Source organism: uncultured Methanobrevibacter sp. (assembly GCF_902764455.1).
Classification (GTDB): domain Archaea; phylum Methanobacteriota; class Methanobacteria; order Methanobacteriales; family Methanobacteriaceae; genus Methanocatella.
This window is the reverse complement of the sequence record NZ_CACWVY010000013.1, coordinates 26,423-51,491: the sequence shown is the minus strand read 5'-3', so window position 1 is coordinate 51,491 and position 25,069 is coordinate 26,423. Positions and strand designations below refer to the sequence as shown.

The following is a 25,069-nucleotide window of genomic DNA, read 5'->3' as shown; positions in this document are numbered from 1 at the left end:
TGTGTTTTGTCCTCATTTCATGGTTTTTTTTTTGAAAACTTATGAATATGGAAAAAATTATGCAGATTTTATAATCATTTTTGCATTTTTCATTTATTATATCATTTTTTTACAACAAATATAGTATACTTGGTATTTTTTAGAAGGCTGAATGCTTTCTATTTTCAAACTCTTTTATAATTTTGATTGTTTTAAATTAATTTTTAAAATTTGTTGTAACATATTTTTGTCTAATTTATTTATTTTTTTTTATATTTTTAAACTACGATTTTTCTGAAAATAGGTATATATAAATATATTTTTTGATAGATTTTTTAACATATTTCAATTATTTTAGATAAAGGGTGGTTTTTAACATTTCTTTGAAATATCAAAAAATCACAGTGTTGGAATATGGAGGATTTAATATTATGAAAAAGAAAATACTAATTTTTACGTTAATTTTCTTAGTATTATTCACTATGTCTAGCGTATGTGCTGGAGAGGTTAATGATAGTGGGATATCCAATCAAGGCGTTTCACAAATTGAATTAGCTGTAATTGGAGATAATATTGATGAAAATCAATTATTGGGAGAAAATAATTTAATTAATGAGGAAGATAATGGAACATTTGCTGCATTACAACAAAAGATTGACAATGCGGTAGATAATTCCACAATCATATTTGCAAATAATTATACTTATGATAATGGTTTTACAGCAAACGGAATTCTAATTAACAAAAGTTTAACAATTGATGGAAAAGGTTATACCATTAACGCTAACCACCAATCAAGAATATTTAATATTGTAGCAACTAATGTTACTTTGAAGAATATTAATTTCATTAACGGTAATGCATCTTATGGTGGAGCTATATTCTGGGACAATGCCAATAATGGAAAAATTACAGATTGTCTTTTTGAGAATAACGAAGCTTATGATGGTGGAGCTATATTCTGGGATAGTGGAACCGGAGGAAAGATAATTGGTTCTACATTCAAGGATAATTTGATTGTACTTTTGATAATAATGGTGCAAATAGGTCTGCAGGGGCAATTTATGTAAATAATTGTACTTATGTCTCTATAGATAATTCAAATTTTGAAAATAATAATGTAAATTATTCAGGAGGAGCAATTTATTTCAATGGTAACAATGGATTGATTTCTAACTCTAACTTCACTAATAATAAAGCTCGTTATAATGGTGCTGCATGTGTGAATGGTGAAAATGGAAATGTAATCAATTGTATTTTTACTAATAATGTTGCTACAGAAAGTGCAGGTGCATTAGGTTGGGAGAGAAAAGGTAATGGAAATATTGAAAAGTGTATATTCTCCAATAATTCTGCGCCAAGAGGTGGTGCTATTTATCAGAATAGTGCAACTAATGTTTCTATATTAAATTCAATTTTTGATAGTAATACTGCGTGATTGTACTTTTGATAATAATGGTGCAAATAGGTCTGCAGGGGCAATTTATGTAAATAATTGTACTTATGTCTCTATAGATAATTCAAATTTTGAAAACAATAATGTAAATTACTCTGGTGGGGCAATTTACTTTAAATGTGACTATGGAAGAATTTCTAACTCTAACTTTACTAATAATAAAGCTCGTTATAATGGTGCTGCATGTGTGAATGGTGAAAGTGGAAGTGTTATTAACTGTATTTTTACTAATAATGTTGCAACTGAAAGTGCGGGTGCATTAGGTTGGGAGAGAAAAGGTAATGGAAATATTGAAAAGAGTAATAATTCTGCGCCAAGAGGTGGTGCTATTTATCAGAATAGTGCAACTAATGTTTCTATATTAAATTCAATTTTTGATAGTAATACTGCGAGTGAAGATGGTGGAGCTATATTCTGGGATCATGCAACTGGAGGAAAGATTATTGGTTCTACATTCAATGATAATTATGTTATTGGAAGAGGTGGTGCAATAGAAATTGTCAATGCAAGTAATTGTGAAATTGGTGATTGTACTTTTGATAATAATGGTGCAAATAGCTCTGCAGGGGCAATATATGTAAATAACTGTACTTACATCTCTATAGACAATTCAAAATTTGAAAACAATGTAGATAATGAAGGTAATTACTCTATAGACAACAACTATGGTACAATATACCTTTACAACAATACAATAAACACCAAGTCAAGTGAAATTCGCAATTATGGTGGAAACATTTCATCTCCATGCACTGCAATAGTCATGTCACATGAACCTTTCATTTATGGGATTAAAACCAAGTTAATTTCCTTCATTAAAGATGACAATGAAAATCTAATTGAAGAATGCTATCCTGTATACTTCAATGTAAATGGCAGTTTGGTTGAGGCAAAATATAATTCAGAAATAAGCGGATATGAAGCTGAATATGTGTTCAATACTTTAGGTTTAGTTGAGATATCCACTGTATGTCCAAGCATTAACATAACTGATAATCAAGGCATTAATAGTACTGTTACTAAATCAACAGAATTAACTGCATCTAGTGTTATTACCACATACAATGTAGCTAAAAAACTTGTTGTTACACTTAAAGATTCTGATGAAGTTTTAGCAAACAAAAAAGTGACAGTTAAAGTGGGTAAAATTTCAAAAACATTGAAAACTAATTCCAAAGGACAAATATCAGTAGATGTCTCCAAATTAACTCCAAAAGCTTATACTGCATCAATCAGCTTTGCAGGAGACAATTACTACAGTTCTTCAAGCAAATCTGTCAAAGTGACTGTTAAAAAAGCAACTCCAAAATTAACTGCGAAAGCGAAATCATTTAAGAAATCAATTAAAACCAAAAAATACAGTATAACTTTTAAAACCAACAAAAACAAAGCAATGAAAAAAGCAAAAGTTACCTTAAAAGTTAAAGGTAAAACATATACTACCATAACAAACAGTAAAGGCAAAGCAACATTTAAAATTACCAAATTAACTAAAAAAGGAACTTACAAAGCAGTTATCAAATATAAAGGAAACAGTTACTACAACAAAGTAACTAAAAAAGTAAATATTAAACTTAAGTAGATGGAATCCCATCTGCTTTAATTCTTTTTTTTTACATTAACATCAAAGTTTTGATGTTAAAGTTTACATATAATTCTTTGGCTATTAATTAACAGTTTTTTGGACTATATTTTATGGGCTATTTTATATAGTCAATGGTGTTAGAAAATGTAAGTGTGATATATTTTTCATACTGTATTATTTATACTATGAAGTAGAATATTATATATGTATAAATGATTATTTTGAGGAAATATAATGAATTTAAAAGAATTAGTCACAGGAGTCTCTGGTGATAAACAATTTTTATTAGGTAATGAAGCTGCTGTAAGAGGTGTTATAGAAGCCGGTATTTCTATTGCAGCTACCTATCCTGGAACTCCTTCTTCAGAAATTGGAAATGTATTATCAGTATTGGCTAAGGATGCCAATATTTATTTTGAATTTTCAACCAATGAGAAAGTAGCAATGGAAGTTGCAGCAACTGCAGCTGCTTCTGGTCTTAGGTCATTTACATTTATGAAGCATGTAGGTATGAACGTAGCGGCAGATTCATTCATGACTACAGCATATTCTGGTGTCACTGGAGGAATGGTTATCTTAACTGCTGATGACCCGTCACTCTTTTCATCACAAAATGAACAGGACACCCGTAATTTTGCAAGATTGGCAAATATACCTATTTTAGAACCTTCCAATTGTCAGGAAGTTAAAGACATGGTTAAATATGCATTTGATTTATCCGAACAATTTGGCTTGCCGGTAATTGTCAGAACAACTACTCGTGTATCACACATGAGGGGAGTTGTTGAGTTTGGCGATGTCATGGATAACTCATCAAACAATGACAATCACTGGAAAAGAGGTCACTTCAACAAAGATCCTTCAAAATATGTTCCGGTTCCTGCATTTGCAGGGGATATGCATGTAAGATTATGGGATAAAATCCACAAACTTGAAGATTTAAGCAATAAAAGTGAATTCAACAAAAATATTGACTTTTCAGATGATAAAAAATATGGTTTAATTGCTTCAAGCAGTGCTTATAATTATGCTCATGATGTTGTTAAATTCAATAATTTAAATGTAAATATTTTCAAATTAGGATTTTCATATCCGTTCCCACAGGAAAAAGTAGCCGAATTTTTAAAAGATTTGGATGAAGTAATTATTGTAGAAGAAGTCGATCCGATTATAGAAAGAGACACTTTAGCTACCATTGGTGCTAAAAACCTTGATGTTATTGTTCATGGAAAATTGGATGGAACATTCCCTCTCTATCATGAATTCAATTCAGATATTGTTGCTGAAGGTTTGAATAAAATTTTAAACTTTTCTGAAATCAAAAATATTAATTATTCTTCAAGTTTGGAAAAATTGCGGGAGGATATTCCGCAAAGAGCTCCTGTACTGTGTGCAGGATGTCCTCATAGGGCAATGTATTATGGAATCAACAAAGCAATTGAAGAATTGGGTTTAAAAACTTCAGATGTTATTTTCGCATCAGATATTGGATGTTACACACTGGGAATCAATCCACCATATAATGCAGCGGATTATTTATTGTCAATGGGTTCAAGTGTTGGTGACGGATGTGGATTTTCAGTTTCAACAGATCAAAAGGTTGCAAGCTTTATAGGAGATTCTACATTTTTCCATAGTGGTATTTCACCATTAATCAATGCGGTTCATAACAAACACAATTTTGTTTTAACAGTTCTTGATAACAGAATTACTGCAATGACAGGTGGTCAGCCAAATCCTGGAATTCCTGTTGATGGAATGGGAGATGAAGCTCCTGAAGTATCTATTCGTAAATTGGCTGCTGCATGTGGATGTGATTATGTTCGTGTAATCAATCCATTTAATTTGGAACAAGTAATAAAAACCTATACTGAAGCGTTCAAAAGAGATGACACTGCAGTAATCATTTCTAAAGCTCCTTGTACATTAATCAAAGGTTTAACTAAAAAACCTCCTGTTAATTTTGTTGAAAGAAACTGTAATAACTGTGATAAATGTGTAAGTGAACTTGCATGTCCTGCCATTTCAAAAGTTAATGGAAAAATCGCTGTGGATAAAGCTCAGTGTGACGGATGTAACGTATGTATTCAGGTTTGTAAATATGGTGCTTTAGAGGCAGGTAGGTGAGAAAATGGATAATCATTATAGTATTTATATATGTGGTGTAGGGGGTCAGGGAATTATTAAAACCTCTACAATTATTGGTGAAGCTGCAATGAATCAGGGATTGGATGTAGTAATGAGTGAAATTCATGGAATGTCTCAAAGGGGAGGATCTGTTTCTACAGAACTGAAAATTGGAGGATATAACTCTTCAATTATTCCAAATCAAGGTGCAGACATGTTACTTGCTTTTGAACCTATAGAAGCAGTAAGAGGTCTTGATAAAGTAAATGAAGATACAAAAATTGTTTACAATACTCATCCTATTATTCCGTCTTCAACAGATAAACCTTATCCAAGTGTTGACAGCATAACTAAAACATTAAAGGAGAATTTTAAGCATGTTCTTCCAATTGATGGAACTCAGTTAGCTATTGATGCTGGAAGTGTTTTGTCATTGAATATGGTTCTTTTAGGTGCAGTAACTGCTGATGAAAAATTTCCTCTTACAAAAGATTCAGTAATTGATGCAATGAAAAATAATTTAAAACCTAAATTCCATGAAATGAATTTAAAAGCTATTGAAAGTGGTTATAAATCAATTAAAGGTTAAATTATAAATAGTATTTTCAATATATTTTTAATTAGATAAAAAAGTTGTGGTATTATGGCTTACAAAATTGACAATGCAATTGTAAAAAAGGATATAACAGGTAAATTAACACTAATTGACCCAGACAATGTTTTTGAAGATGAAGATGCATTTATAGCTGTTAAAAGTGATGACTTAATCACTATTCAACTTTTAATTAATGGAATAATGAAAAATGATTTTAAAAGTTGGAGAGAATTGGGAGTAATTCCTGAAAATGAACCACTTAAAAGTCTTTTTGTACGTTTAGGTTATTCAAAAGAAGATATAGCTAACTTATTAAAAGAATTATAGCTATTTCTTTAACTATTTTTTTTCTTTTTGTGAATTGTGAAAAACAGATATATTTTAAAAAAAGTAATTTTTAATAAAAATAATTAATAGAAAAGAGGTTATTCTTTTCTATAATTCTTTAATATCGTTTGCATCTAAAATTTTAATGTTTTTGTTTTCTAAAGCTTCAATAGCTTTGTCCATATTTTCTAATCGCATTACTACAATAGCTTCATCAGTTTTATTGCTTGCAAATGCGTATAAATATTCTAAATTAATGTCTTTTTCATCGAAAACAGCTAAAGTAGAATTTAATCCATTAGGTTCATCTGGAACCGCTAAGATAATTACTTCATTTTCTTTAACAATAAATCCACCTTTTTCAAGTGCTTCAATGGATTTTTCATTGTCAGAAACAATCAATCTTAAAATTCCGTATTTTGTAGTGTCTGCTATTGAAAGTGCACGAATGTTAATGTTTTCTTTAGCTAATGTATCAATAGCTTTTTTAATTCTTCCTTCTTTGTTTTCTACGAAAATTGAGATTTGTTTAACAGTCATTTTATCACCTAATCAAAATTCCTTTCATCTATTACACGAACAGCTTTACCTTCACTTCTTGGAAGTGATTCAGGTTCTACGATAGTAACGTCTACTCTTAAACCGGTTTCTGATCTAATTGATGCTTGGATTTGTTTTTCTACTCTTTCCATTTCTTTCATTTCATCTGAGAATAATTCTTTTGTAGCTTCTACTTTAACTTCAACTTCATCTAAAATGTCAGGTCTGGTTACATGAATCATGTAATTAGGACTGATGCCACTGACTTTAAGTAAAGCTTTTTCAATTTGTGATGGGAATACCATAACACCTTTGATTTTTAACATATCGTCGCTTCTGCCTGTAATTCTGGTCATTCTGACGGTTGTCCTTCCACATTCACATTTATCACCAATAAGTGAAGTTAAATCTTTAGTTCTAAATCTTAAAATAGGCATTCCAGTTTTTGTCAGTGAAGTTAAAACAAGCTCTCCCTTTTCACCGTAATCCAGGGTTTCACCAGTTTCAGAATTAATTATTTCAGGATAAAAGTGGTCATCTTGGATGTGCATTCCGTTTTGATATTTACATTCCTGTGCAACACCCGGTCCCATAACTTCTGTTAAACCGTAGATGTTGTGGGTTTTAATTCCAAGAGATGTTTCAATTCTTTTTCTCATCTCATTGGTCCACATTTCTGCTCCATGAATTCCTGCTTTTAGATTGATGTCATCTAATGAAATTCCTGCTTTTTCTCTTGATTCACCTAGATACATTGCATATGAAGGGGTGCATGTTAAAATGTCACTTTGGAAATCCACAAATGTGTCGAGCTGTCTTTGAGTGTTACCTGCGGAAATTGGTATTGTGATTGCACCCATTTTATTTCCACCGTGGTGAATTCCAAAACCTCCTGTAAATAAACCGTATCCGTATGCGTTTTGAATAATATAGTCTTTTTCAGCACCTGCCATTTTCAAACCACGTGCAATGCATTCTCCCCATATATCCAAATCATTTTGAGTGTATGCAGTAACGGTTGGTTTTCCTGTGGTTCCGGAAGATGCATGTACTTCTACAATTTCTTCACGTGGAACAGCAAGGAGTCCTAATGGATAAGCTTCTCTTAAATCACTTTTTGTAGTGAATGGGATTTTTTCTATGTCTTTTAGTGTTTTGATATCTTCTGGTTTCAATCCGATTTCGTCGAATCGTTTTTTGTAAAACTCAACATTGTCATATGCAAGTTTTACGGTTTTTTTCAGTCTTTCCAGTTGTATTTTTTCTTTTTCTTCTTTATCCATACATTCGGCTTTTTCATTCCAAAACATGTTATCCCTATTTTAAAAATTTTTACACTGTTTAGTTATGGCATTCATTTAATTTAAAACTTTGTTGCATTGTTTATTTTTTTCGATATACTTTTAATATGTCCATGTAAATATTGTTTTAATTTAGTTAAATTACAATTACACTTCAATTTTTACTTTATTTTTTCAATAAAGTATTTATAGTCTTTTAATTAAAGATTTGAGTAGTGATTAACATGAATGTGAATATTGAAAAAGGTAAAAAAGAGTATGATGAAAAAAATTATAAAAGGGCATTGGACTATTTTGATAAGGTATCATGTGATGATGAAAATTATGCTTATCTGGTAATATTCAAAATAAATGCCTTGATGGAACTTGAAGAATATGAAAAATGCTTGAAATTCCTTAATTCATTAATCGGGGATGACCCTTATGAAGAGGTATTCTGGTATGAAAAAATAAGATGCCATATTCTTTTAGACCAGGATGAAAAGGCATTAAATGCACTGCATGAGTTTGAAAGGCTGATTGATGAGGACGATAAGTATTTTGTATTGTCCGTTGCAAAATTCTATGACCTATTGGATGATTCACAAAATGCTTTAAAATACTGCAATAAAGCTATTGGGCTTGATGGAAATTATGAGGAAGCTTTTATGCTAAAATCTCAAATTGCAGGCAGTCTTGATGACAATGATATGGTTGTTGAATGTGCCGAAAAACTCATTCAGCTTGCAGAGGGTAATATGATAAAGCTTATGTTGCCATTTTTACTGCATCTTTTTGTAGGTAATTTCAGGAGAAGTTATGAAATTATCTCTATGATGAATGGTGTGGACGGCGAACATCAGGAGATGTTAAAAGGAGTTATTTATAAACAAATGTGCGAAGATTTAAATGTCAGTATAGGATTTTCATTTCCTGTCAATGCTGATATTGATGAAATCTTGAATTTGCTTTTTAAATATAAGTATGACGGCGTTAAATCCGGCACTTTTAAAGATGCCGATTATATAGTTGTTTAATTTTTTTTGATTCAAAATGATGTTGTACAAAAATGTACCTTAATGTATTATAGTAAGCTTTATATAATTTTCATATCAATAATAACATAGAGGTAATTATTTATGGACGTTATGATTTTAGCAATTGTATTTATAATCTACATTTTTGCACTAGTTTTTGTAGGTTATTATGCATACAAAAAAACTAATTCCTCTGAAGACTTTATGATTGCTGGTAAGGATACACACCCCTTCATTATGGCAATGAGTTATGGGGCTACTTTTATTTCAACGGCAGCTATTGTTGGTTTTGGAGGAGTTGCTAGTGAATATGGTATGAGTGTTTTATGGTTAGCATTTTTAAATATCATTATTGGAGTATTTATCGCATTCGTATTATTAGGTAAAAGAACTCGTAGAATGGGACACGCTTTGGATTCATTGACGTTCCCTGAATTTTTAGGAAAACGTTTTGACTCCAAATTTATTCATTATTTCTCAGGATTAATAATTTTTTGTGCAATGCCCCTTTATGCGGCTGTAGTATTAATTGGAGCTGCAAGATTTTTAGAATCTTCATTGCTGATTGATTTCAGCATTGCACTTTTAATATTATCAATCATTATTACATTCTATGTATTGTTTGGTGGAATTCGTGGTGTAATGTATACAGATGCACTTCAGGGAACTATTATGGTTTTTGCTATGGTATTCCTGCTTGTATTTGTCTATTGGTTGCTTGGCGGTGTAAGCACTGCAAACACAGCATTGACAAATATGGTAAACTTATATCCTGCTGATGCTATTGCAACTGGTGGTACGGGCTGGACGGCATTCCCTCAGTTCGGATCTCCGTTCTGGTGGTCACTTGTTTCATCTACTTTAATTGGTGTAGGTATCGGTGTACTTGCTCAACCTTCATTAATTGTTAGATTCATGACAGTAAAATCCGATAAGGAATTGAACAGGTCTGTTTTGATTGGAGGAATTTTCATCGCAATCATGCCTACAACAGCTTATATTGTCGGATCACTTTCAAATGTATATTTCTATGATAAATTAGGTAAAATTGCAGTTGATGTTGTTGGAGGAAACATTGATAAGGTTATTCCAACATTCATTACAATGGCGCTGCCTGAATGGTTCGTATATATATTCCTGTTGTCTCTGATTGCAGCTGCAATGTCAACAATATCTTCACAACTGCACACTCAGGGAACTGCATTCGGTGTAGACATTTACGGAACCATAAGAAAAAAATCCAAACAAAAACTGGACCAAATCAGCATTTCAAGAATAGGTATTCTAGTTGCTATTTTATTGGCATTGATAATGGCATTTTCACTTCCTGGAAGTGTAGTTGCACTTGGAACAAGTCTGTTCTTTGAAATTTGTGCAGCAGCATTCCTGCCTGTATTTTTAGGTGCTCTTTACTGGAGAGGAATTACAAGACCTGGAGCTATTGCAGGAATTGTATCCGGAACAATTGTAAGTTTATTCTGGATGATATTTGTATTTAAAAAGACTGCTGTGGGATTAGGTATTTGTAAATTCATATTTGGTGTAGAAACCCTATTGCCTGCTGCTCCATGGCCATTTATTGATGTAATGCTGATAGCAGTACCTGTATCTGCGGTACTTACTATTGTTGTAAGTTTACTTACCAAACCTCCTGCTGAAGAGGTTGTTGATAAAGCATTTTCAAAAATAGACCCTAAAGGAAGTGATGCATAATGATGGTTTTTGGTATAGAAGACCCGTGGATTTGGGGAGTTTATGTTGGAATTATCTTATCCACACTTTTATGTGTTGGTTATGGTATTGTAAACTGGAATAAGGGAGATTAATCTCCTACTTTTTTTTATTTTTTAATTATTTAATCAATAACTTTTTTATATTTGGTTTTTAAAATTATTTTCATGAAAAAATTATTTGACAATTTTGGAAGAATTCAAAAAAATGATCCCGAATTTTATGAAATCTTTAAGAACTTTGCTTATGGTGAAGTGTTTGAATATTCAACATTAACAGAAAAAGAATCTATTTTAGTAACCTTGGCCAGTTTGATTGCATGTCAATCTCCTAAAGCATTTAAAAAAATTTTATTGTCTGCTTTGGATTGTGATATAACTCCTGTAGAAGTTAAGGAATTGCTCTATCAGTCAGTTCCATATGTCGGTTTTGGAAGGGCACATAACTTTTTTGGTGTTGTAATTAAAGTTTTTGAGAAAAAAGAAATAGAAATGCCTTTACCTCCAAGGTCAAATACTGATGCTTCAAACAGATATGTTGAAGGCCGCAAACTTCAGGATAAATATTTTGGAAGTGAAATGATTGAAATAATGAACAAAAACACTCCCGTGGACCAGCAACATTTCAATAGATTTCTTGAAGGATTTTGTTTTGGCGATTTTTACACACGTGATGGTTTGGATGACCAACTAAGGGAATTAATTACATTTGTTTTCATTGCAACTTTAGGCGGATGTGAAAATCAGTTAAGAGGCCATACTCAAGGCAATTTGACAGTAGGCAATAACAAAGAAAAGTTAATTTCTGCAATAACTGTTATAATGCCGTATATAGGTTTTCCAAGATCTTTAAATGCTTTGGCAATTGTAAATGAAATATGTGAATAGATTATGGAAGAAAATTAATATTTGAATGTATAACTTTTTTCTATATCTAATTCGTTTCTTATTTCTGCTGTGGCATCATCTATGTAGAATACGCCTAATTCAAGGTTATGTTTAACGAAAAACTCTTTTATTTCAGGTACTTCTTCAAATGCCTTTTCAACAACTTTGTCTTTTTTGACTATTTTTGCAATTCCGTAATATCTTAGGAATGTATCATTCTCTTTATCATATGCAACGATTTCTACTTTAGGATTTTCTTGAATTTGTTTGAATACCTCTTTAAATGTAGCAGCTGTAAAATAAATTTTTCCTTCTTCAAGATAATGAAAACCAAACGGTCTGCATTTTGGCTGATCGCCTTTTGTTGTTGCTAAATAAAAAACTTCGGCCTTTGATAGAAAATCATCAACTATTTTAATGTCTGACATAATATAACATTGTTTTTTTGAATATATAAATTATCTATATTAATTCACTTTATTTTCGATTTTTCAATTTATGATTGTAATTTTATTTATGTTCGATATTTTGCCGTAAATTGTTCATTTTTTAATAATAACATTTTTAAATAATTTTAAATTTATCGATATGTTTTATTGATTTTGTTTTCATAACAAAACTTTTATATATTGTTCACAAATAAATTATAGCATATGTGAATATATATTCACAACGACAATTATTATATATGGAGGATAAAATGAATAAAAAGATATTATTAATTGCAATTTTAGCAATTGTTGCAGTTGTCGGTATTGGATCATGTTCTGCAGGTTTATTTGATTTTTCAGGAAACAATGATTCTAATAATACTAATGCTAATGTAACAGGTGATGTTAATTTAGCGGCTGCGGCTAGTTTAAAAAATGTTTATGATGAAAAATTAATTCCAATGTTTGAAAAAAAATATCCGGGAGCAAAAGTTGTTCCTACATATGCTTCAAGTGGGGATTTACAAACTCAAATTGAAAACGGTTTAAAAGCAGATATATTTATGTCTGCTGCAAACAAACAGATGAACAAATTAGCTAGTGAAGGTTATATTGACAATAGCACTAATAAACAATTCTTAGAAAACAAAGTTGTTTTAATTGTACCTGCTAACTCAAATTCAAATATCTCTTCATTTGATGATTTGAAAAATGTTAGTGGTAACATAGCTATTGGAAATCCGGAATCTGTACCTGCAGGTCAATATGCTAAAGAAGTATTAACCAACTTAGGTGCTTGGGATTCAGTACAGTCTAAATTATCATTAGGTACTGATGTAACTGCAGTATTAAATCAGGTAGCTCAAGGATCTGCTGACTGTGGTATTGTATACTCTACTGATGCTAATTCAACTAAGGATGTAAAAGTTGTTTGTGAAGCTCCTCAAGGATCTTTAAACACTTCTGTTATTTATCCGGTTGCTGAACTTAAAAACACAACTAATAAAGCTGGTGCAGATGCATTCATGGACTTTTTACAAACTAAAGAAGCTAAAGATGTCTTTGTAGAATACGGTTTCACTATTCACGAATAGGTTCAGTATTTATATAGTATGAATAATTAATTATTGTTGAGGGATGTAAAGACATGACAGATTGGTCTCCGATTTTCATTTCAATGAAAACTGCAAGTGTATCAATTTTTATTACCTTTTTTATAGGTTTGATTGTTGCTTGGGGCATTGTTAAGATTAAACAGGACACTATAAAAATTGTACTTGATGGAATTTTCACACTTCCAATTGTATTGCCTCCTACTGTAGTGGGGTTCTTTTTATTGTGGATTTTTGGTGTTAGGGGACCAATCGGTAAATTTTTCATTGATTTTTTCGCTGTGAAAATAGCCTTTTCATGGTCTGCTACTGTTATTGCTGCAGTTGTCATGTCTTTTCCTTTAATGTATAGGTCTGCTCGGGGCGCATTTGAACAGGTTGATTCTAATCTTTTGGATGCCGGCCGTACATTGGGCATGTCTGAGTGGAAAATTTTCTGGAAAGTTTTATTTGCAAATGCGTTGCCTGGAATTATCAGTGGTGGAATTCTCGCTTATGCTCGTGGTTTAGGTGAATTTGGTGCTACAGCTATGATTGCGGGAAATATTGCAAATCAAACCAGAACTCTCCCTATGGCTGTTTACTCAGAAGTAGCTGCGGGAAATATGGGGGATGCTTTTGGCTATGTAATTTTCATTGTCATTATAGCATTTATAGCTATCTTTATTATGGATTTTGTCACTATACGAAAAGAAAAACAATGGAAATAATTTTTCCAATGTCATGGTGTAATTTATGAGTAATAAACTGTTAAAAGTAAATATCCAAAAGGAACTTAGTGAATTTGACTTGGAAGTTGATTTTGAATTGACAAAAGGATGTCTTGGTATTCTTGGTCCTTCTGGCTGCGGAAAAAGTATGACATTGAAATCGGTTGCAGGTATTGTAAATCCCGATAAGGGTCTTGTAAGTCTCAAAACAGATAAGGAAACTATTTATTTTGATTCTAATAAAAAAATTAATTTAAAACCTCAAAAAAGAAATGTAGGTTACTTATTTCAGAATTATGCTTTATTCCCCAATATGACTGTTGAAGAAAATGTTGCTGCAGGTCTTTCTAAAAATCATGATGAAAATATTGTATCTGAAATGATTAAACGTTTTCATTTGGAAGGGCTTGAAAAAAGATACCCTAGACAATTGTCTGGAGGCCAGCAGCAAAGAGTAGCTTTAGCTCGTATATTGGCTTATGGTCCAGATGTCATATTGTTAGATGAACCATTTAGTGCTATGGATTCTTTTTTAAAAGAGCAGTTACGTATTGAACTTGTTAATTTACTAAACGATTTTGACGGATTTTCTATTTTGGTTACTCATGACCGTGATGAGGTGTTCCAGTTTTGCGATGAACTTATTATACTGGATAAAGGAAAGGTTATAGCAAAAGGAAAAACTCATGAATTATTCGAAAATCCGAAAAGGATTCAGGTTGCAAGAATAACTGGTTGTAAAAATATATCTAAAATAGAAATTATTGATGATTATCATGTCAAATCCTTGGATTGGGGAGTAATATTTGAAGTATCTCAAAAAATATCTCCTAACATAACTCATATGGGAATAAGAGCACATGATTTTTCTCCAGCTAATGTTGATGATATTAATGTGTTTGATACTAGAAATTCAACAAAATTTGAAAAGCCTTTTGAATGGGAAATTACTCTGGCAAACGGTTTATGGTGGAAATGCGACAAGCAGATTCATGAACATGAATTTGAGATTCCGGATTATCTGAAAGTGGATCCTAAAAATATAATCTTACTGGAGGATTAACTTAATCATATGATTTAGTAAATTTTTCGATAATTTATTTTAATATTTAGATTAATTTATTTCAATTTATTTGATGCTTTTTTTCATTAACATTAATGATTGTGTTTTTTGACTTGCTTTTTTCAGCATGGTATATATCACAACCAAATTTTGAATTAAAATGGGATTGTTAATGTTAAAACTTGAAGCAGTTTTTCTGGTGGTTGTCAATTATTCCTATAGCTTCAAGATAAGAATAAATGATTGTAGGGCCTACAAATTTCATACCTCTTTTTTTCAAATCTTTTGAAATGCTTTTGGATAACTCGGATTCGGTTAAATATTCTGCTTTTATGATGTTTCCATCAGTAAAACTCCAAATGTATTTATCAAAGCTTCCAAATTCTTTTTGAATTTCAATAAAAACCTGGGCATTATTTATGGCAGATGTAATTTTACCTTTATGGCGGATGATTCCCTGATTTTCCCTCAGTTCGTTGATTTTGGCATCATCATAGCCTGCCACTTTAACAACATCAAAATCATCAAAAGCTTTTTTAAAGTTTTCACGCTTTTTTAAGATTGTTATCCATGATAATCCTGCCTGAAAGGATTCCAGTACAAGAAATTCGAATAATTCTCTGTCATCGTGAGTTGGAACTCCCCATTCCTCATCATGATATTTCATATATATTTCATCATCAGTTGCCCATTCGCATCGTTTTTTCTTCATGGGAATAATTATTGATTACTTTGTTTAAATATATTCTTAAGAAAACTTAAGATTAATACATATGCTAAAAGAGTTTAATATGTATAACGGATAAAATAATGTTAAAGATAGTTAACATAACACATAAAACTGTTTTTTTGTTCTGGGGGTTATGTTAAAGATTATATGCTGAGCAAAAAATTATTTTGAGGGATTGGAAATGAAAAATTTAGGTATGGGAATGATGAGACTTCCTCTTTTGGATGAAAACGACTTTACAAGTGTCGATTATGAGCAGGTAAATAAAATGGTAGACGCATATATGGATGCTGGATTCAATCATTTTGATACTGCATACATTTACCATGAAGGAGTAAGTGAAGATGCATTTAAAAAATGTGTTGTTGAAAGATATCCTCGTGAATCATTTAAAATTGCAACAAAATTACCATTATTTGTAATTACCGAAGAATCACAATTGGAACCGATATTTGCTGATCAACTAAAAAAATGTGGAGTAGACTACTTTGATTATTATATGTTGCATAACGTAAGCGGATTTACAGAAGAGGCATGGAAAAATGTAGATTTATATTCATTTATCCAAAAGAAAAAAGAGGAAGGATTCATTAAACATATTGGAATATCCACTCACGGTAATGCCGAATTTTTGGAAGAAATTTTATTCATGCATCCTGAGCTGGAATTTGTACTGCTTCAAATAAATTATCTTGACTGGGAAGATGAAGGAATTGAATCAAAAAAGTGTTTGGAAGTTGCAAAAAAATATGATAAACAAGTAATGATTATGGAACCTTATAAAGGAGGATTTTTAGCTGATGTGCCAAAAGAAGCTGAAAAACTCATGAAAGATTATAATCCTGATAGGTCGGTTGTTTCATGGGCAATGAGATTTGTAGCTAATCTGGATGCATGTGTTGTTTTGACAGGTGCAAGTAATCTGGAGCAGCTTGAAAACAATATTGAGGAAATTAAAAATGCGGATCCGTTAAATGATGAAGAGCTTAAACTCCTAGAAGAAGTTTCACAAATCATTAACAGCAACATTACCGTTGACTGTACAAAATGCAGATATTGTGTGGATGCATGTCCTGAAGAAATTGACATTGCTAAAATCTTTGATTTATATAATAAGGAAAAAATACTCGATGACAAAACCGGATGGACACAGTATGGAAATGCTTATTTGAATTATTCAAAGCTTCCTGATGTTGGAATTGCTTCAGACTGCAGCGAATGTGAAAGCTGCATTGAGGAATGTCCTCAGCAGATAAATATTCCTGAAGTCTTGAAAGACGTTGCAAAAACATTTGAAACTGAAGGTTATGGATTTACTAATTAATCCATTTCTATTTTTTTTTAATTTTTTAAAGCAACTTTTAATAATAATTAATTATATATTTATAAATAGTTAATTTATTGAAGGTTTTAGATATGATTCCTGGTATGAATAAAAAACAAATGAAACAGATGGAAAGACAAATGAAAAAGATGGGTATGAAAATGGAAGACCTTGAAGGTGTTCGTGAAGTAATTATCCGTTTTGATGACAAAGAATTAATCATTGATGAGCCTAGCGTAAGTTTAATGAATGTAATGGGTCAGGAAACATACCAAGTTGAAGGTAAGGCTCGTGAAGTTGAATTAGAATATGAAGTTGAAATTCCTGATGAAGATGTAGAAATGGTAGCTAACAGTGCAAACGTTTCAGAAGATGAAGCAAGAGCAGCACTTGAAGAATGTAAAGGAGATTTAGCTGAAGCTATCATGAAATTAAATCAATAGATAAAATGACAATTATTGCACATATTTCTGATTTGCATTTAAGCCCATTGACTTTTGATGAGGACTTGTTTATGCAGGCTGTAACTGAAATAAATGAATTGCGGCCAGACATGATTATATTAACTGGTGATATCACTAATGATGGTTATTATAGGGAATTCAAACAGGCAACCCGATATCTGGAAATGTTTGAGGCACCTCTTTTCGCCATTCCCGGAAATCATGATGCACGTAACCTTGGTTATCAGACTTTTGAAGAACTGATAGGTGAAAAAAGTTGGAAATTAACATTTGGCGAAAATTACACAATTATAGGTCTTGACAGCAGTTCTCCAGATGTGGACAATGGGCATATTGGAAGTCCTCAGCACATGTGGCTTGAACATCAATTGGATGAATGTGTAATTAATAATCACTTTTCTATTGTGGCTTTGCATCATCATGTTATTTCTATTCCTCAAACAGGACGTGAACGTAATGTTTTATCTGATGCTGGAGACATTTTAAAGACATTAACAACTCATGAAGTGGATCTTGTCATATCAGGACATAAGCATGTTGCTAATATCTGGAAAATAAACAACACTATTGTTGTTAATGCAGGGTCATTATGTTCTAATAAATTAAGAGGAAAAAATAAAAATTCTTACATTGTTTATGATATTTCAGAGGATGAAATAAAGATTTTCCTAAATTATGTTGGTGGCGAAAAATTATTATATGGAAAATATCCAAGAAATTCATTATAAATATAAGTTTAAATAATACAATCGTACAAATATAGTATACTGAATTAAAAAATGTTAAATGTTAGGTGATATTATGAAAGTTGTAGTTGATGCTTCTAATGTAGCTTTTCATGTTAAAAATCAAAATGGCGAACCACAAATGGCTAATATTCTAGCAGCGGTTAAAGCGCTTGAAGAAGGTGAGCATGAGTTTGTAATTATTGCTGACGCATCACTTCGTCATGATATTGATGATAAGGAAAAATTCTTGAAACTGTTGGAAAGTGATAATGTAGAAGAAGTTCCGGCAGGTAATGATGCTGATCATTTTATTTTGGAAATTGCTACAGCTGAAAAAGCAAAAGTATTATCTAATGATAAATTCAGAGATTATGCTGCTGAATTTAAAAATGTATCCTCAATGAGAATTCCTTTTATCATTGATAATGGAAGACTTACATTTGGAAAACCAAACAAACCTAAAAAAGATAAGAATATTCTTCAACACATATGTGATGAAATTATCAAAGAGTTAAACTTTAAAAGATGGGAAATATATACTGGTAAGGAAGGATTGGAAATTTCCCCATTAAACATTGCAAAACAGGCTATTATTCGTATTGACAATGAAAACAATGCGGAATCAAAGCTTGAAAATATTTTCTCTAAAATACCTATGTTTAATAAAATTGTAGAAATGGTTGATGATGTTGAAGTTGCGGCTCCGTATGTGATTTTTGTATTGGTGCATCCTAAAGATTATAAATTAGCTGTTAAAAATGCAGGAAATATTTCCGTAACTGTGGCTGACAGGTTGGGTCTTGAGAAAAAACCTTTAATTGCTGTGCGTAATGATTTATTCACAAGACCAGGTAATTTTGAATTAAATATTTTGCTTGCCGATGAAGTAACAGAAAACGCTCCATATAATATTTTAATACGTGTAAGCGCACATGATGAGGTGTTCATTAAAAGAAACTCAAGAAATATTGCAAGTACAATTGCCGGCAGGCTCGGATCTTGGAAATTCCCATTTGTATCAGTTAAACCTGACATGCTTTTAGAAAAACCAGGTGACTTTGAAATAGAGCTTGAACAGGGAGATGCATTCGATGACTAGTTTTTTAACTAGGGCCTACATTAAGTTGACCACAAAACTTAATCCAATTGCTGTTGGAACCAAATTTTTTCCAACCAACAATCTGGAAACAGAATATGTAGAGTTATTTAACTATACTCAAACTATTCTTTTCGAGCTTGAAAAAGCTGAAATCACTTCAGATACAATATTGGAAAATCTGGTTCGTGATGTGGGTGAAGAGAATATTCCTAAAGATTATAATTTCTATGAATTGACTCCTGCTGAAAATAGGGTTGAGGAATATGCTCTTGTAAGTAATATTATTATGGGTAGTGACCGTTATCTTTATGTGGAACTGGAACGTCCTTCCAATCTTATTAATATATTTGTTAAAATCATACAAACAGAAAAAGGAGAAATTGTTGAAAAAACAGCTACAGAACTTGTTGCAAAAATGTTAAGCAAAAACGATGCAATTCGTGTAGCTATTGAACTTATAGGTATTGGATTATCAGAAGGTATTCAGGTCATTTCTGCTGTAGGAATGACTGGTGCAGCTTCCATTGAAAGAGCTATTCATTACACTCAAAATGTAGGTAGTTTTCCAGGCATTGCATTTACAAAGCTTGGAGGAGAATATGCTCTGGTCTTCGATGCTCCATTTTTACTTAAGGAATCTCATCCTGTTGATTTGGAAAATTATTTATTCATTGATTTAATCGATTCCACCAAATTCATTGATAAAAACGGTAGGAATCAGCTTGTTGACCTTATGACTGGAATTAAAAACTTCATCGAAACAGAGTGTGAGGGTGAACTTGAAGGTTATAGGGAAGGTGGGGATGATTTCATTGCGAGATTCCCATCAAAAGATTTAGCTATTCGTGCAGGCCTTGATGCTGCTTGGTTTGCCTTGGATAATGGGGCAAAAATAAGAGCAGGTGTGGGCAGAAGCAGACGTGAAGCCGGTGAAAGGGCACAGTTGGTTGACAGTTTACCTTCATCATCTCCTTTGTCATTGGTTGTATTCGAATTAGCTAATGGATTATATGCTTACAATATTCCATCAGAATTTTCAAGAACTCTGATTAACTTAGTTGAAAATGAAAAAGCTAAATTAATCGGTGTTTTTGCATTTGTGTTTATATTTGTATATTTAATGTCTATTTTAGGACTGGGCATGTTCAGTTTTGTTGGAATTTTAATAGCTTTGATATATGCATTTTTTGCATAATGAACTTAAAGAGTACGTAATATGAGGCGAAAAAAAGACGATAAGAGAGTTTTAAGGGCGGGTAATGGCAGAAATAATCAAAAAAAGAGTCGTTTACCTTCTTTTAAAAGAAACAATAATAAAAGGAATATAAGTTATTCTTTTAATAATAATAACAATTATAATCGTCAATATTCTCGAAATAATAATTATAATAATCAGAAAAAGCGTAGCGGAAAATCTGTTTTAATAATGGTTATCATATTGTTGGCATTTATTGTTGGGGCGGGTGCGGGTATTTTCATGAGTTTTGAAGCAGAAAACAATGCAACAAACATTACTAATAATACTACTGATGCTCCACATGTTGAAAATGTTACAGTAGAGATGACATCTAATTTAAATAAATCAAAAGATGTGACCTTTGATGAATCAGATGCTGTTGATTTTAATGAAAATAAGTCAGCTGAAATTTTAGGTGTTGAAGATAATCCTTATTACAACAAAGTTGAACATTTATATTAATTGGTGATTTTTATGGATTATATTAAATATTTGGATGGAGGATTTTCAGTAATTGAAAATCTTAAAGTATCAGGAGCTCGTGAAGGAAAATACGGCGTAACTATTATTTTTTGCCCTAATAGTACTGCTTCAGCGGTTTTTACTAAAAATAAAGTTGTTGCAGCTTCAGTAAAGTACACAAAAAATGTAGTTAAAAATGGTATCGTTTCTGCTGTTTTTGTAAATAGTGGTAATGCTAACTGCTTTACAGGAGAGCAAGGATTAAAAGATTGTGAAACTTTAGTTGAATTAGTATCTAAAGATTTAAAAATACCTAAAGAGGAAATTGCAATTTCTTCAACAGGTGTTATTGGCCGTGAAATGCCTATTGATATAATATCTAAAGTAGCTTATGAATCACTTTCAAAATTAGGAAGTGAACCTGAAAACTCCCTTGCAGCTGCCAAAGCTATCATGACAACTGATACATTCCCGAAAGAATGTGCTGTTGAAGTGACATTAACAAATGGGGAAGTAGTTAAAATTGCAGGAATTACAAAAGGAAGCGGTATGATTGCTCCGAATATGGGAACAATGTTATCATATATTGTGACTGATGCAATAATTCCATCTAAAGATATTAACAATGCCCTAAAACAAGCTGTAGACCTTAGCTTTAACATGATTGTTGTTGATGGTGATGAAAGTACTAACGACACATGTTTGATGATGGCTAACGGAGAATCAGGCATTAATGTTGTTAATGATGGCGAAATTGATCCGAATTTCCAAGAGGCATTAAATTATCTATGTATAGATTTGGCTAAGAAAATGGCTCGTGATGGTGAAGGTGCTACAAAATTCATAGAAGCTAATGTATGTGGTGCTAAAGACCAAAATGATGCAAAACTTGCAGCAAAATCTATTATTTCTTCAAGCTTATTTAAATCTGCCGTATTTGGTGGTGACCCTAACTGGGGAAGAATAGTTTCAGCTATAGGTTACTCTGGTTGTGATTTAAACCCTGATATAGTGACTATCGCTATTGCTGATGATACTGATGATGTGGATCTTGTCAGAAAAGGTGAAATATTGGCATTTGAGGGTACTCCATATCTTGAAAGAGCAGAAAAAATAATGCAGTCAAAAAACATTAAAGTTAATATTGACATGTTTTTAGGTGATGGTGAAGCTACTGCATGGGGTTGTGATTTAACTTATGATTATGTTAAAATTAATGCAGAATATACCACTTAAAGAAAACCTTTAAATATCTTGAAAACATATATTTTTTTGTAATATAAATTTTCTAATTTTATTATTATCAATTTACAAGGAGGGGAAAATATGGCAAAAGTTAAAGGAACTAACAGAAGAACCAGACAAAAAAGAAGTTATACAAAACCTGGTAGTAAAAGAGGAAGAGGAGTAAAACAAACCTGGAAAAAATAATCCTCTTATAACTTTTTTTATTATTCTAACTATTTTTTGATTGTTATTTACTATATTTCACATTGACAAATTTTATATACTATTTTTTTAAATATTATTATTTAAGGTGAAATTTATGAATGGACATAGGGCACATGGATTTTCCAGTGCATTGTTTTTAGATTCTGATGAAATTTTAGGCGAATTAAATCTTAAGGGCAATGAAGTATTTATGGATGCCGGCTGCGGTGATGGTCATAATGCTATTAAGGTAATTGAAGAATATCTTCCGGATGGTACTGTTTATGCAGTTGATGTTTATGATGCATCAATTGAAGATATGGAAACATATAAAATTGAAAATAATGTAGAAAATCTCATCAATATTGAAGCCGATATAACCGAAGGAATTCCTGGTGTTGATGATGAATCTGTCGATGTTATTTTGATGGTTAATGTTTTCCATGGATTTAAAGCAAGCCGAAAGATTGATGAAGCTATTAGTGAATTTGCTAGAATCATAAAACAAGATGGTAAGATTGCAATTATGGATTATAAAGCATGGGATGTTCCAAAAGGACCACCAACTCCAGTTAGAAGTTCTCCTGAGGAATTGGAAGGGTTCTTTAAAAAACATGGTCTTAAAAAAATCTATTTAAATGAGGAAATAGGTGAAGATATTCCTCAGGGTAAGTCCCACTATTTAATCATGTTTCAAAAAGAATAATTTTCATTAAAATGGGAATTCAATTCCCTAAAACTTATTTTGTATATTTTTAAAAGAAAAAAAGAAAAAGGTTTCGATTATTTAGTCGTTTGACAAATTATCGAAGTATCCTTGTATGAATATAACTGGTGTTCCTTTATCTCCAGAACCGCTTGTTAAGTCACATAATGATCCGATTAAATCTGTTAATCTTCTTGGTGTGGTTCCTTCTGTAATCATTTGTCCAGTTAAGTCTGCAGCTTTTTGTTTGATTTCTTCTTTGATTGCGGCTTTTAGTTCGTCGCCTTTTAGGTCTGCGAATTTGTTGTCGGAAACGTATTTTAGTTTGATTTCGTTTGGTGTTCCGATAAGTCCGCTTGTGTGTGCAGGGGAAACAACAGGGTCTGCCAATTCCCAGATTTTTCCAACAGGGTCTTTGAATGCTCCGTCACCGTAAACCATTACTTCAATTTGTTTTCCGGTGAGGTCTATTAGTCTTTTTTGTACTTCAGTGACTATTGCGTCTCCAGTTCTTGGGAATAATTTTAATTTTTCTTCTGTTGCTTTGTTGGAACCTAGCAGTCCGTAGTCAGGGTTAAATCCTGAATCTCCAATAGGTTCGGTTAAAATTTCATGTAATCCGTAAACGTGTGCTCCTTCGTCTTTGAGTAATTTTGTGGTTTTTTCTCTTGTGTGGATGTCACATGTTAATACGTCAGTGTTGTAGTCTAGAATTGTTTTGATATCGTTGGAGAATACGAATTCGACTTCACAATCTTCTTCTTCAATTAATTCTCTGTAAAAGTCAATCATGTTAATTCCGGTGAACGGGTGAATCCATGATCCGAATGTTTCTTTGTATTCGTCCTCAGAGATTATGCTTCCCAAGTGGTATTTGCTTTCTTCTAATATTGATTCATCCAATATTCCGTTTCCTACTTCGTCTGATGGGAAAGATGTTAAGAGTGTGATTTTGTCCATTCCTCTTGCGATACCTTTTAAGATAATGGAGAATCTGTTTCTGCTTAAAATCGGATTTACCACTCCAATATTTTTGGATGGGAATTTTAATTTCAAGTCTTCTGCTACATCATCCACAGTTACATAGTTTCCTTCTGAAATTCCTACAACTGCTTCTGTAATTGCAACAACATCCTTGTCTCTGAATTCAAATCCTTCGCTTTCTTTTGCTGCCATCAATGAATCTACAACAATTGTGGCTAAATCATCATTTTCCTTAATAATCGGGGTTCTTATACCGCGTACTACCGTACCAACGCATCTCATTTTTTTATGCTCCTATAAAATCATAAAATTCCTTTGTCGGAATATTAGTTCCAACAACCTATTTATTTTTTATTTCTTTAATTATTTATAGGTTAAGTTTTTTTAGCATTTTTCTTGAAAATCATTAAATACTATTTTTTAAAGATTATTATTAATGAGGGTGAGATAATGAAAGAACATGTTCATCATGCAAAATCAAGTGTCAAATTTTTTAATTCAGATGAAATATTGAAACTGTTGAATTTTAAGGGTAATGAAGTTTTCATGGATGCTGGATGTGGTGATGGCCACATTGCAATAACTGCAGTCAAAAATTATCTTCCTGATGGAATGGTTTATGCAGTAGATAATTATGAACCTGCTATCAATGAATTGGAAGAGTTTATCTCTCAAAAGGGCATTGAAAATTTAATCAGTGTTAATGCAGACATTACACGGGATATTGTCCAAATTGAAGATGATGTTATTGATATTGTTTTAATGATTAATGTTGTTCATGGATTTAAACCGGCTGAAAATATTGATGAGGTTATTGATAATTTCCTCAGAATTCTTAAAGATAATGGTAAATTCGCTGTTGTGGATTTCAATCCTATTGATTTGGATGTTGGACCTCCCCTTGAAATTAAATATGCTCCGGATGAGCTAGAAAACATATTCAATAACCACGGATTTAAGAAAATATATCTGAATGAAGAATTGGGCATGGATAGTCCAAAAGGAAAATCTCACTATTTGATAATATTTGAAAAGGAGTAATCA

At 31.8% G+C, this 25,069-nt stretch carries 26 protein-coding genes and 1 pseudogene; 21 read left to right on the top strand and 6 right to left on the bottom strand.

Features of this window, described 5'->3' with window-relative positions; translation table 11 throughout:
* The first annotated feature begins 1,039 nt into the window (after positions 1-1,039).
* The 5 genes from QZU75_RS04755 to QZU75_RS04735 all read left to right on the top strand — a co-directional run bounded on the left by QZU75_RS04755 (position 1,040) and on the right by QZU75_RS04735 (position 6,069).
* Positions 1,040-1,417 carry a right-handed parallel beta-helix repeat-containing protein gene (locus QZU75_RS04755; RefSeq protein WP_363139639.1) on the top strand — a complete coding sequence of 126 codons (378 nt, stop codon included), beginning with the start codon at positions 1,040-1,042 and terminating at the stop codon, positions 1,415-1,417.
* Entirely contained in the window at positions 1,398-3,017 is a 1,620-nt protein-coding gene (locus tag QZU75_RS04750) for a right-handed parallel beta-helix repeat-containing protein (RefSeq protein WP_296881913.1), read from the top strand. The genes QZU75_RS04755 and QZU75_RS04750 overlap by 20 nt, the downstream gene beginning before the upstream one ends.
* A 237-nt stretch (positions 3,018-3,254) precedes the next feature.
* Positions 3,255-5,147, top strand: a complete 1,893-nt coding sequence (iorA, locus tag QZU75_RS04745; RefSeq protein WP_296881911.1) for an indolepyruvate ferredoxin oxidoreductase subunit alpha — start codon at positions 3,255-3,257, stop codon at positions 5,145-5,147.
* Positions 5,148-5,151: 4 nt separating this feature from the next.
* Positions 5,152-5,736: an indolepyruvate oxidoreductase subunit beta gene (locus tag QZU75_RS04740; protein ID WP_296881910.1), complete on the top strand. Its 585-nt coding sequence runs from the start codon at positions 5,152-5,154 to the stop codon at positions 5,734-5,736.
* Positions 5,737-5,790: 54 nt separating this feature from the next.
* Entirely contained in the window at positions 5,791-6,069 is a 279-nt protein-coding gene (locus tag QZU75_RS04735; protein ID WP_296881909.1) for a hypothetical protein, read from the top strand.
* A gap of 108 nt (positions 6,070-6,177) precedes the next feature.
* On the opposite strand, the gene QZU75_RS04730 is transcribed toward QZU75_RS04735, so the two are convergent.
* Entirely contained in the window at positions 6,178-6,609 is a 432-nt protein-coding gene (locus tag QZU75_RS04730; protein ID WP_296881893.1) for an amino acid-binding protein, read from the bottom strand.
* Positions 6,610-6,617: 8 nt separating this feature from the next.
* Positions 6,618-7,919, bottom strand: a complete 1,302-nt coding sequence (locus QZU75_RS04725; RefSeq protein ID WP_296881892.1) for a phenylacetate--CoA ligase family protein — start codon at positions 7,917-7,919, stop codon at positions 6,618-6,620.
* Between the two features lie 215 nt (positions 7,920-8,134).
* On the opposite strand from QZU75_RS04725, the gene QZU75_RS04720 reads away from it, so the two are divergent.
* From QZU75_RS04720 to QZU75_RS04710, 4 genes are all read left to right on the top strand, one after another.
* Positions 8,135-8,926 carry a lipopolysaccharide assembly protein LapB gene (locus tag QZU75_RS04720; RefSeq protein WP_296881890.1) on the top strand — a complete coding sequence of 264 codons (792 nt, stop codon included), beginning with the start codon at positions 8,135-8,137 and terminating at the stop codon, positions 8,924-8,926.
* A 102-nt stretch (positions 8,927-9,028) separates the two neighbouring features.
* On the top strand, positions 9,029-10,639 hold the full coding sequence (locus QZU75_RS04715) for a sodium:solute symporter (protein WP_296881888.1): 1,611 nt from the start codon (positions 9,029-9,031) through the stop codon (positions 10,637-10,639).
* Positions 10,639-10,752: a symporter small accessory protein gene (locus QZU75_RS12745; protein WP_363139637.1), complete on the top strand. Its 114-nt coding sequence runs from the start codon at positions 10,639-10,641 to the stop codon at positions 10,750-10,752. Before QZU75_RS04715 ends, QZU75_RS12745 begins: the two co-directional genes overlap by 1 nt.
* 72 nt (positions 10,753-10,824) lie before the next feature.
* A complete protein-coding gene (locus tag QZU75_RS04710) occupies positions 10,825-11,544 on the top strand; it encodes a carboxymuconolactone decarboxylase family protein (protein ID WP_296881887.1) in 720 nt (239 codons plus the stop codon).
* 14 nt (positions 11,545-11,558) lie between these two features.
* Here the strand turns inward: QZU75_RS04710 and QZU75_RS04705 are convergent, their stop codons facing one another.
* Positions 11,559-11,972 (bottom strand): pyridoxamine 5'-phosphate oxidase family protein, encoded by a 414-nt coding sequence (locus tag QZU75_RS04705; RefSeq protein WP_296881886.1) that lies wholly within the window; start codon positions 11,970-11,972, stop codon positions 11,559-11,561.
* 272 nt (positions 11,973-12,244) lie between these two features.
* Between QZU75_RS04705 and modA the strand changes: the two genes are divergently transcribed.
* From modA to QZU75_RS04690, 3 genes are read left to right on the top strand one after another with little or no spacing between them, the layout of a single operon-like run.
* Positions 12,245-13,069 carry a molybdate ABC transporter substrate-binding protein gene (gene modA / locus QZU75_RS04700; RefSeq protein WP_296881884.1) on the top strand — a complete coding sequence of 275 codons (825 nt, stop codon included), beginning with the start codon at positions 12,245-12,247 and terminating at the stop codon, positions 13,067-13,069.
* A gap of 53 nt (positions 13,070-13,122) precedes the next feature.
* The gene (gene modB, locus QZU75_RS04695) at positions 13,123-13,797 is read left to right on the top strand and encodes a molybdate ABC transporter permease subunit (RefSeq protein ID WP_296881883.1); all 675 of its coding nucleotides are present in this window, start codon (positions 13,123-13,125) and stop codon (positions 13,795-13,797) included.
* Positions 13,798-13,822: 25 nt separating this feature from the next.
* Positions 13,823-14,860, top strand: a complete 1,038-nt coding sequence (locus tag QZU75_RS04690) for a sulfate/molybdate ABC transporter ATP-binding protein (RefSeq protein ID WP_296881881.1) — start codon at positions 13,823-13,825, stop codon at positions 14,858-14,860.
* Positions 14,861-15,035: 175 nt separating this feature from the next.
* On the opposite strand, the gene QZU75_RS04685 is transcribed toward QZU75_RS04690, so the two are convergent.
* Positions 15,036-15,572, bottom strand: a complete 537-nt coding sequence (locus QZU75_RS04685) for a DNA-3-methyladenine glycosylase I (RefSeq protein WP_296881880.1) — start codon at positions 15,570-15,572, stop codon at positions 15,036-15,038.
* 199 nt (positions 15,573-15,771) lie between these two features.
* Between QZU75_RS04685 and QZU75_RS04680 the strand changes: the two are divergent.
* Positions 15,772-16,836 (top strand): annotated as a pseudogene (locus QZU75_RS04680) (aldo/keto reductase); the annotation flags it as partial.
* Here the strand turns inward: QZU75_RS04680 and QZU75_RS12740 are convergent.
* Positions 16,795-16,899 (bottom strand): hypothetical protein, encoded by a 105-nt coding sequence (locus QZU75_RS12740; protein ID WP_363139638.1) that lies wholly within the window; start codon positions 16,897-16,899, stop codon positions 16,795-16,797. The pseudogene QZU75_RS04680 and the gene QZU75_RS12740 overlap by 42 nt on opposite strands.
* A gap of 107 nt (positions 16,900-17,006) precedes the next feature.
* On the opposite strand from QZU75_RS12740, the gene QZU75_RS04675 reads away from it, so the two are divergent.
* From QZU75_RS04675 to QZU75_RS04645, 7 genes are all read left to right on the top strand, one after another.
* Positions 17,007-17,357 carry a nascent polypeptide-associated complex protein gene (locus QZU75_RS04675; protein ID WP_296881877.1) on the top strand — a complete coding sequence of 117 codons (351 nt, stop codon included), beginning with the start codon at positions 17,007-17,009 and terminating at the stop codon, positions 17,355-17,357.
* A gap of 5 nt (positions 17,358-17,362) precedes the next feature.
* Positions 17,363-18,106 carry a metallophosphoesterase gene (locus QZU75_RS04670; RefSeq protein WP_296881876.1) on the top strand — a complete coding sequence of 248 codons (744 nt, stop codon included), beginning with the start codon at positions 17,363-17,365 and terminating at the stop codon, positions 18,104-18,106.
* A gap of 73 nt (positions 18,107-18,179) precedes the next feature.
* Positions 18,180-19,205, top strand: coding sequence for a Zc3h12a-like ribonuclease (locus QZU75_RS04665; protein WP_296881875.1), 1,026 nt, complete (start codon positions 18,180-18,182; stop codon positions 19,203-19,205).
* On the top strand, positions 19,198-20,400 hold the full coding sequence (locus tag QZU75_RS04660) for a hypothetical protein (protein ID WP_296881873.1): 1,203 nt from the start codon (positions 19,198-19,200) through the stop codon (positions 20,398-20,400). The genes QZU75_RS04665 and QZU75_RS04660 overlap by 8 nt, the downstream gene beginning before the upstream one ends.
* 21 nt (positions 20,401-20,421) lie before the next feature.
* Complete coding sequence (locus QZU75_RS04655) at positions 20,422-20,904, top strand: hypothetical protein (protein ID WP_296881871.1); 483 nt, start codon at positions 20,422-20,424, stop codon at positions 20,902-20,904.
* A gap of 12 nt (positions 20,905-20,916) precedes the next feature.
* Complete coding sequence (gene argJ / locus QZU75_RS04650) at positions 20,917-22,140, top strand: bifunctional ornithine acetyltransferase/N-acetylglutamate synthase (RefSeq protein ID WP_296881870.1); 1,224 nt, start codon at positions 20,917-20,919, stop codon at positions 22,138-22,140.
* Between the two features lie 310 nt (positions 22,141-22,450).
* Positions 22,451-23,041 carry a class I SAM-dependent methyltransferase gene (locus QZU75_RS04645; protein ID WP_296881869.1) on the top strand — a complete coding sequence of 197 codons (591 nt, stop codon included), beginning with the start codon at positions 22,451-22,453 and terminating at the stop codon, positions 23,039-23,041.
* An 81-nt stretch (positions 23,042-23,122) separates the two neighbouring features.
* On the opposite strand, the gene QZU75_RS04640 is transcribed toward QZU75_RS04645, so the two are convergent.
* The gene (locus QZU75_RS04640) at positions 23,123-24,307 is read right to left on the bottom strand and encodes a coenzyme F420-0:L-glutamate ligase (protein ID WP_296881867.1); all 1,185 of its coding nucleotides are present in this window, start codon (positions 24,305-24,307) and stop codon (positions 23,123-23,125) included.
* 168 nt (positions 24,308-24,475) lie between these two features.
* Here QZU75_RS04640 and QZU75_RS04635 point away from each other — a divergent pair, with 168 nt between their 5' ends.
* Positions 24,476-25,066: a class I SAM-dependent methyltransferase gene (locus tag QZU75_RS04635; RefSeq protein WP_296881866.1), complete on the top strand. Its 591-nt coding sequence runs from the start codon at positions 24,476-24,478 to the stop codon at positions 25,064-25,066.
* The last annotated feature ends 3 nt before the right edge of the window (positions 25,067-25,069 follow it).

Bases quoted from the DNA above. Each gene is read 5' to 3' on its own strand.
- iorA (WP_296881911.1), top strand. From the start codon at position 3,255: ATGAATTTAAAAGAATTAGTCACAGGAGTCTCTGGTGATAAACAATTT.
- QZU75_RS04740 (WP_296881910.1), top strand. From the start codon at position 5,152: ATGGATAATCATTATAGTATTTATATATGTGGTGTAGGGGGTCAGGGA.
- QZU75_RS04735 (WP_296881909.1), top strand. From the start codon at position 5,791: ATGGCTTACAAAATTGACAATGCAATTGTAAAAAAGGATATAACAGGT.
- QZU75_RS04730 (WP_296881893.1), bottom strand. From the start codon at position 6,609: ATGACTGTTAAACAAATCTCAATTTTCGTAGAAAACAAAGAAGGAAGA.
- QZU75_RS04725 (WP_296881892.1), bottom strand. From the start codon at position 7,919: ATGTTTTGGAATGAAAAAGCCGAATGTATGGATAAAGAAGAAAAAGAA.
- QZU75_RS04720 (WP_296881890.1), top strand. From the start codon at position 8,135: ATGAATGTGAATATTGAAAAAGGTAAAAAAGAGTATGATGAAAAAAAT.
- QZU75_RS04715 (WP_296881888.1), top strand. From the start codon at position 9,029: ATGGACGTTATGATTTTAGCAATTGTATTTATAATCTACATTTTTGCA.
- QZU75_RS12745 (WP_363139637.1), top strand. From the start codon at position 10,639: ATGATGGTTTTTGGTATAGAAGACCCGTGGATTTGGGGAGTTTATGTT.
- QZU75_RS04710 (WP_296881887.1), top strand. From the start codon at position 10,825: ATGAAAAAATTATTTGACAATTTTGGAAGAATTCAAAAAAATGATCCC.
- QZU75_RS04705 (WP_296881886.1), bottom strand. From the start codon at position 11,972: ATGTCAGACATTAAAATAGTTGATGATTTTCTATCAAAGGCCGAAGTT.
- modA (WP_296881884.1), top strand. From the start codon at position 12,245: ATGAATAAAAAGATATTATTAATTGCAATTTTAGCAATTGTTGCAGTT.
- modB (WP_296881883.1), top strand. From the start codon at position 13,123: ATGACAGATTGGTCTCCGATTTTCATTTCAATGAAAACTGCAAGTGTA.
- QZU75_RS04690 (WP_296881881.1), top strand. From the start codon at position 13,823: ATGAGTAATAAACTGTTAAAAGTAAATATCCAAAAGGAACTTAGTGAA.
- QZU75_RS04685 (WP_296881880.1), bottom strand. From the start codon at position 15,572: ATGAAGAAAAAACGATGCGAATGGGCAACTGATGATGAAATATATATG.
- QZU75_RS04675 (WP_296881877.1), top strand. From the start codon at position 17,007: ATGATTCCTGGTATGAATAAAAAACAAATGAAACAGATGGAAAGACAA.
- QZU75_RS04670 (WP_296881876.1), top strand. From the start codon at position 17,363: ATGACAATTATTGCACATATTTCTGATTTGCATTTAAGCCCATTGACT.
- QZU75_RS04665 (WP_296881875.1), top strand. From the start codon at position 18,180: ATGAAAGTTGTAGTTGATGCTTCTAATGTAGCTTTTCATGTTAAAAAT.
- QZU75_RS04660 (WP_296881873.1), top strand. From the start codon at position 19,198: ATGACTAGTTTTTTAACTAGGGCCTACATTAAGTTGACCACAAAACTT.
- QZU75_RS04655 (WP_296881871.1), top strand. From the start codon at position 20,422: ATGAGGCGAAAAAAAGACGATAAGAGAGTTTTAAGGGCGGGTAATGGC.
- argJ (WP_296881870.1), top strand. From the start codon at position 20,917: ATGGATTATATTAAATATTTGGATGGAGGATTTTCAGTAATTGAAAAT.
- QZU75_RS04645 (WP_296881869.1), top strand. From the start codon at position 22,451: ATGAATGGACATAGGGCACATGGATTTTCCAGTGCATTGTTTTTAGAT.
- QZU75_RS04640 (WP_296881867.1), bottom strand. From the start codon at position 24,307: ATGAGATGCGTTGGTACGGTAGTACGCGGTATAAGAACCCCGATTATT.
- QZU75_RS04635 (WP_296881866.1), top strand. From the start codon at position 24,476: ATGAAAGAACATGTTCATCATGCAAAATCAAGTGTCAAATTTTTTAAT.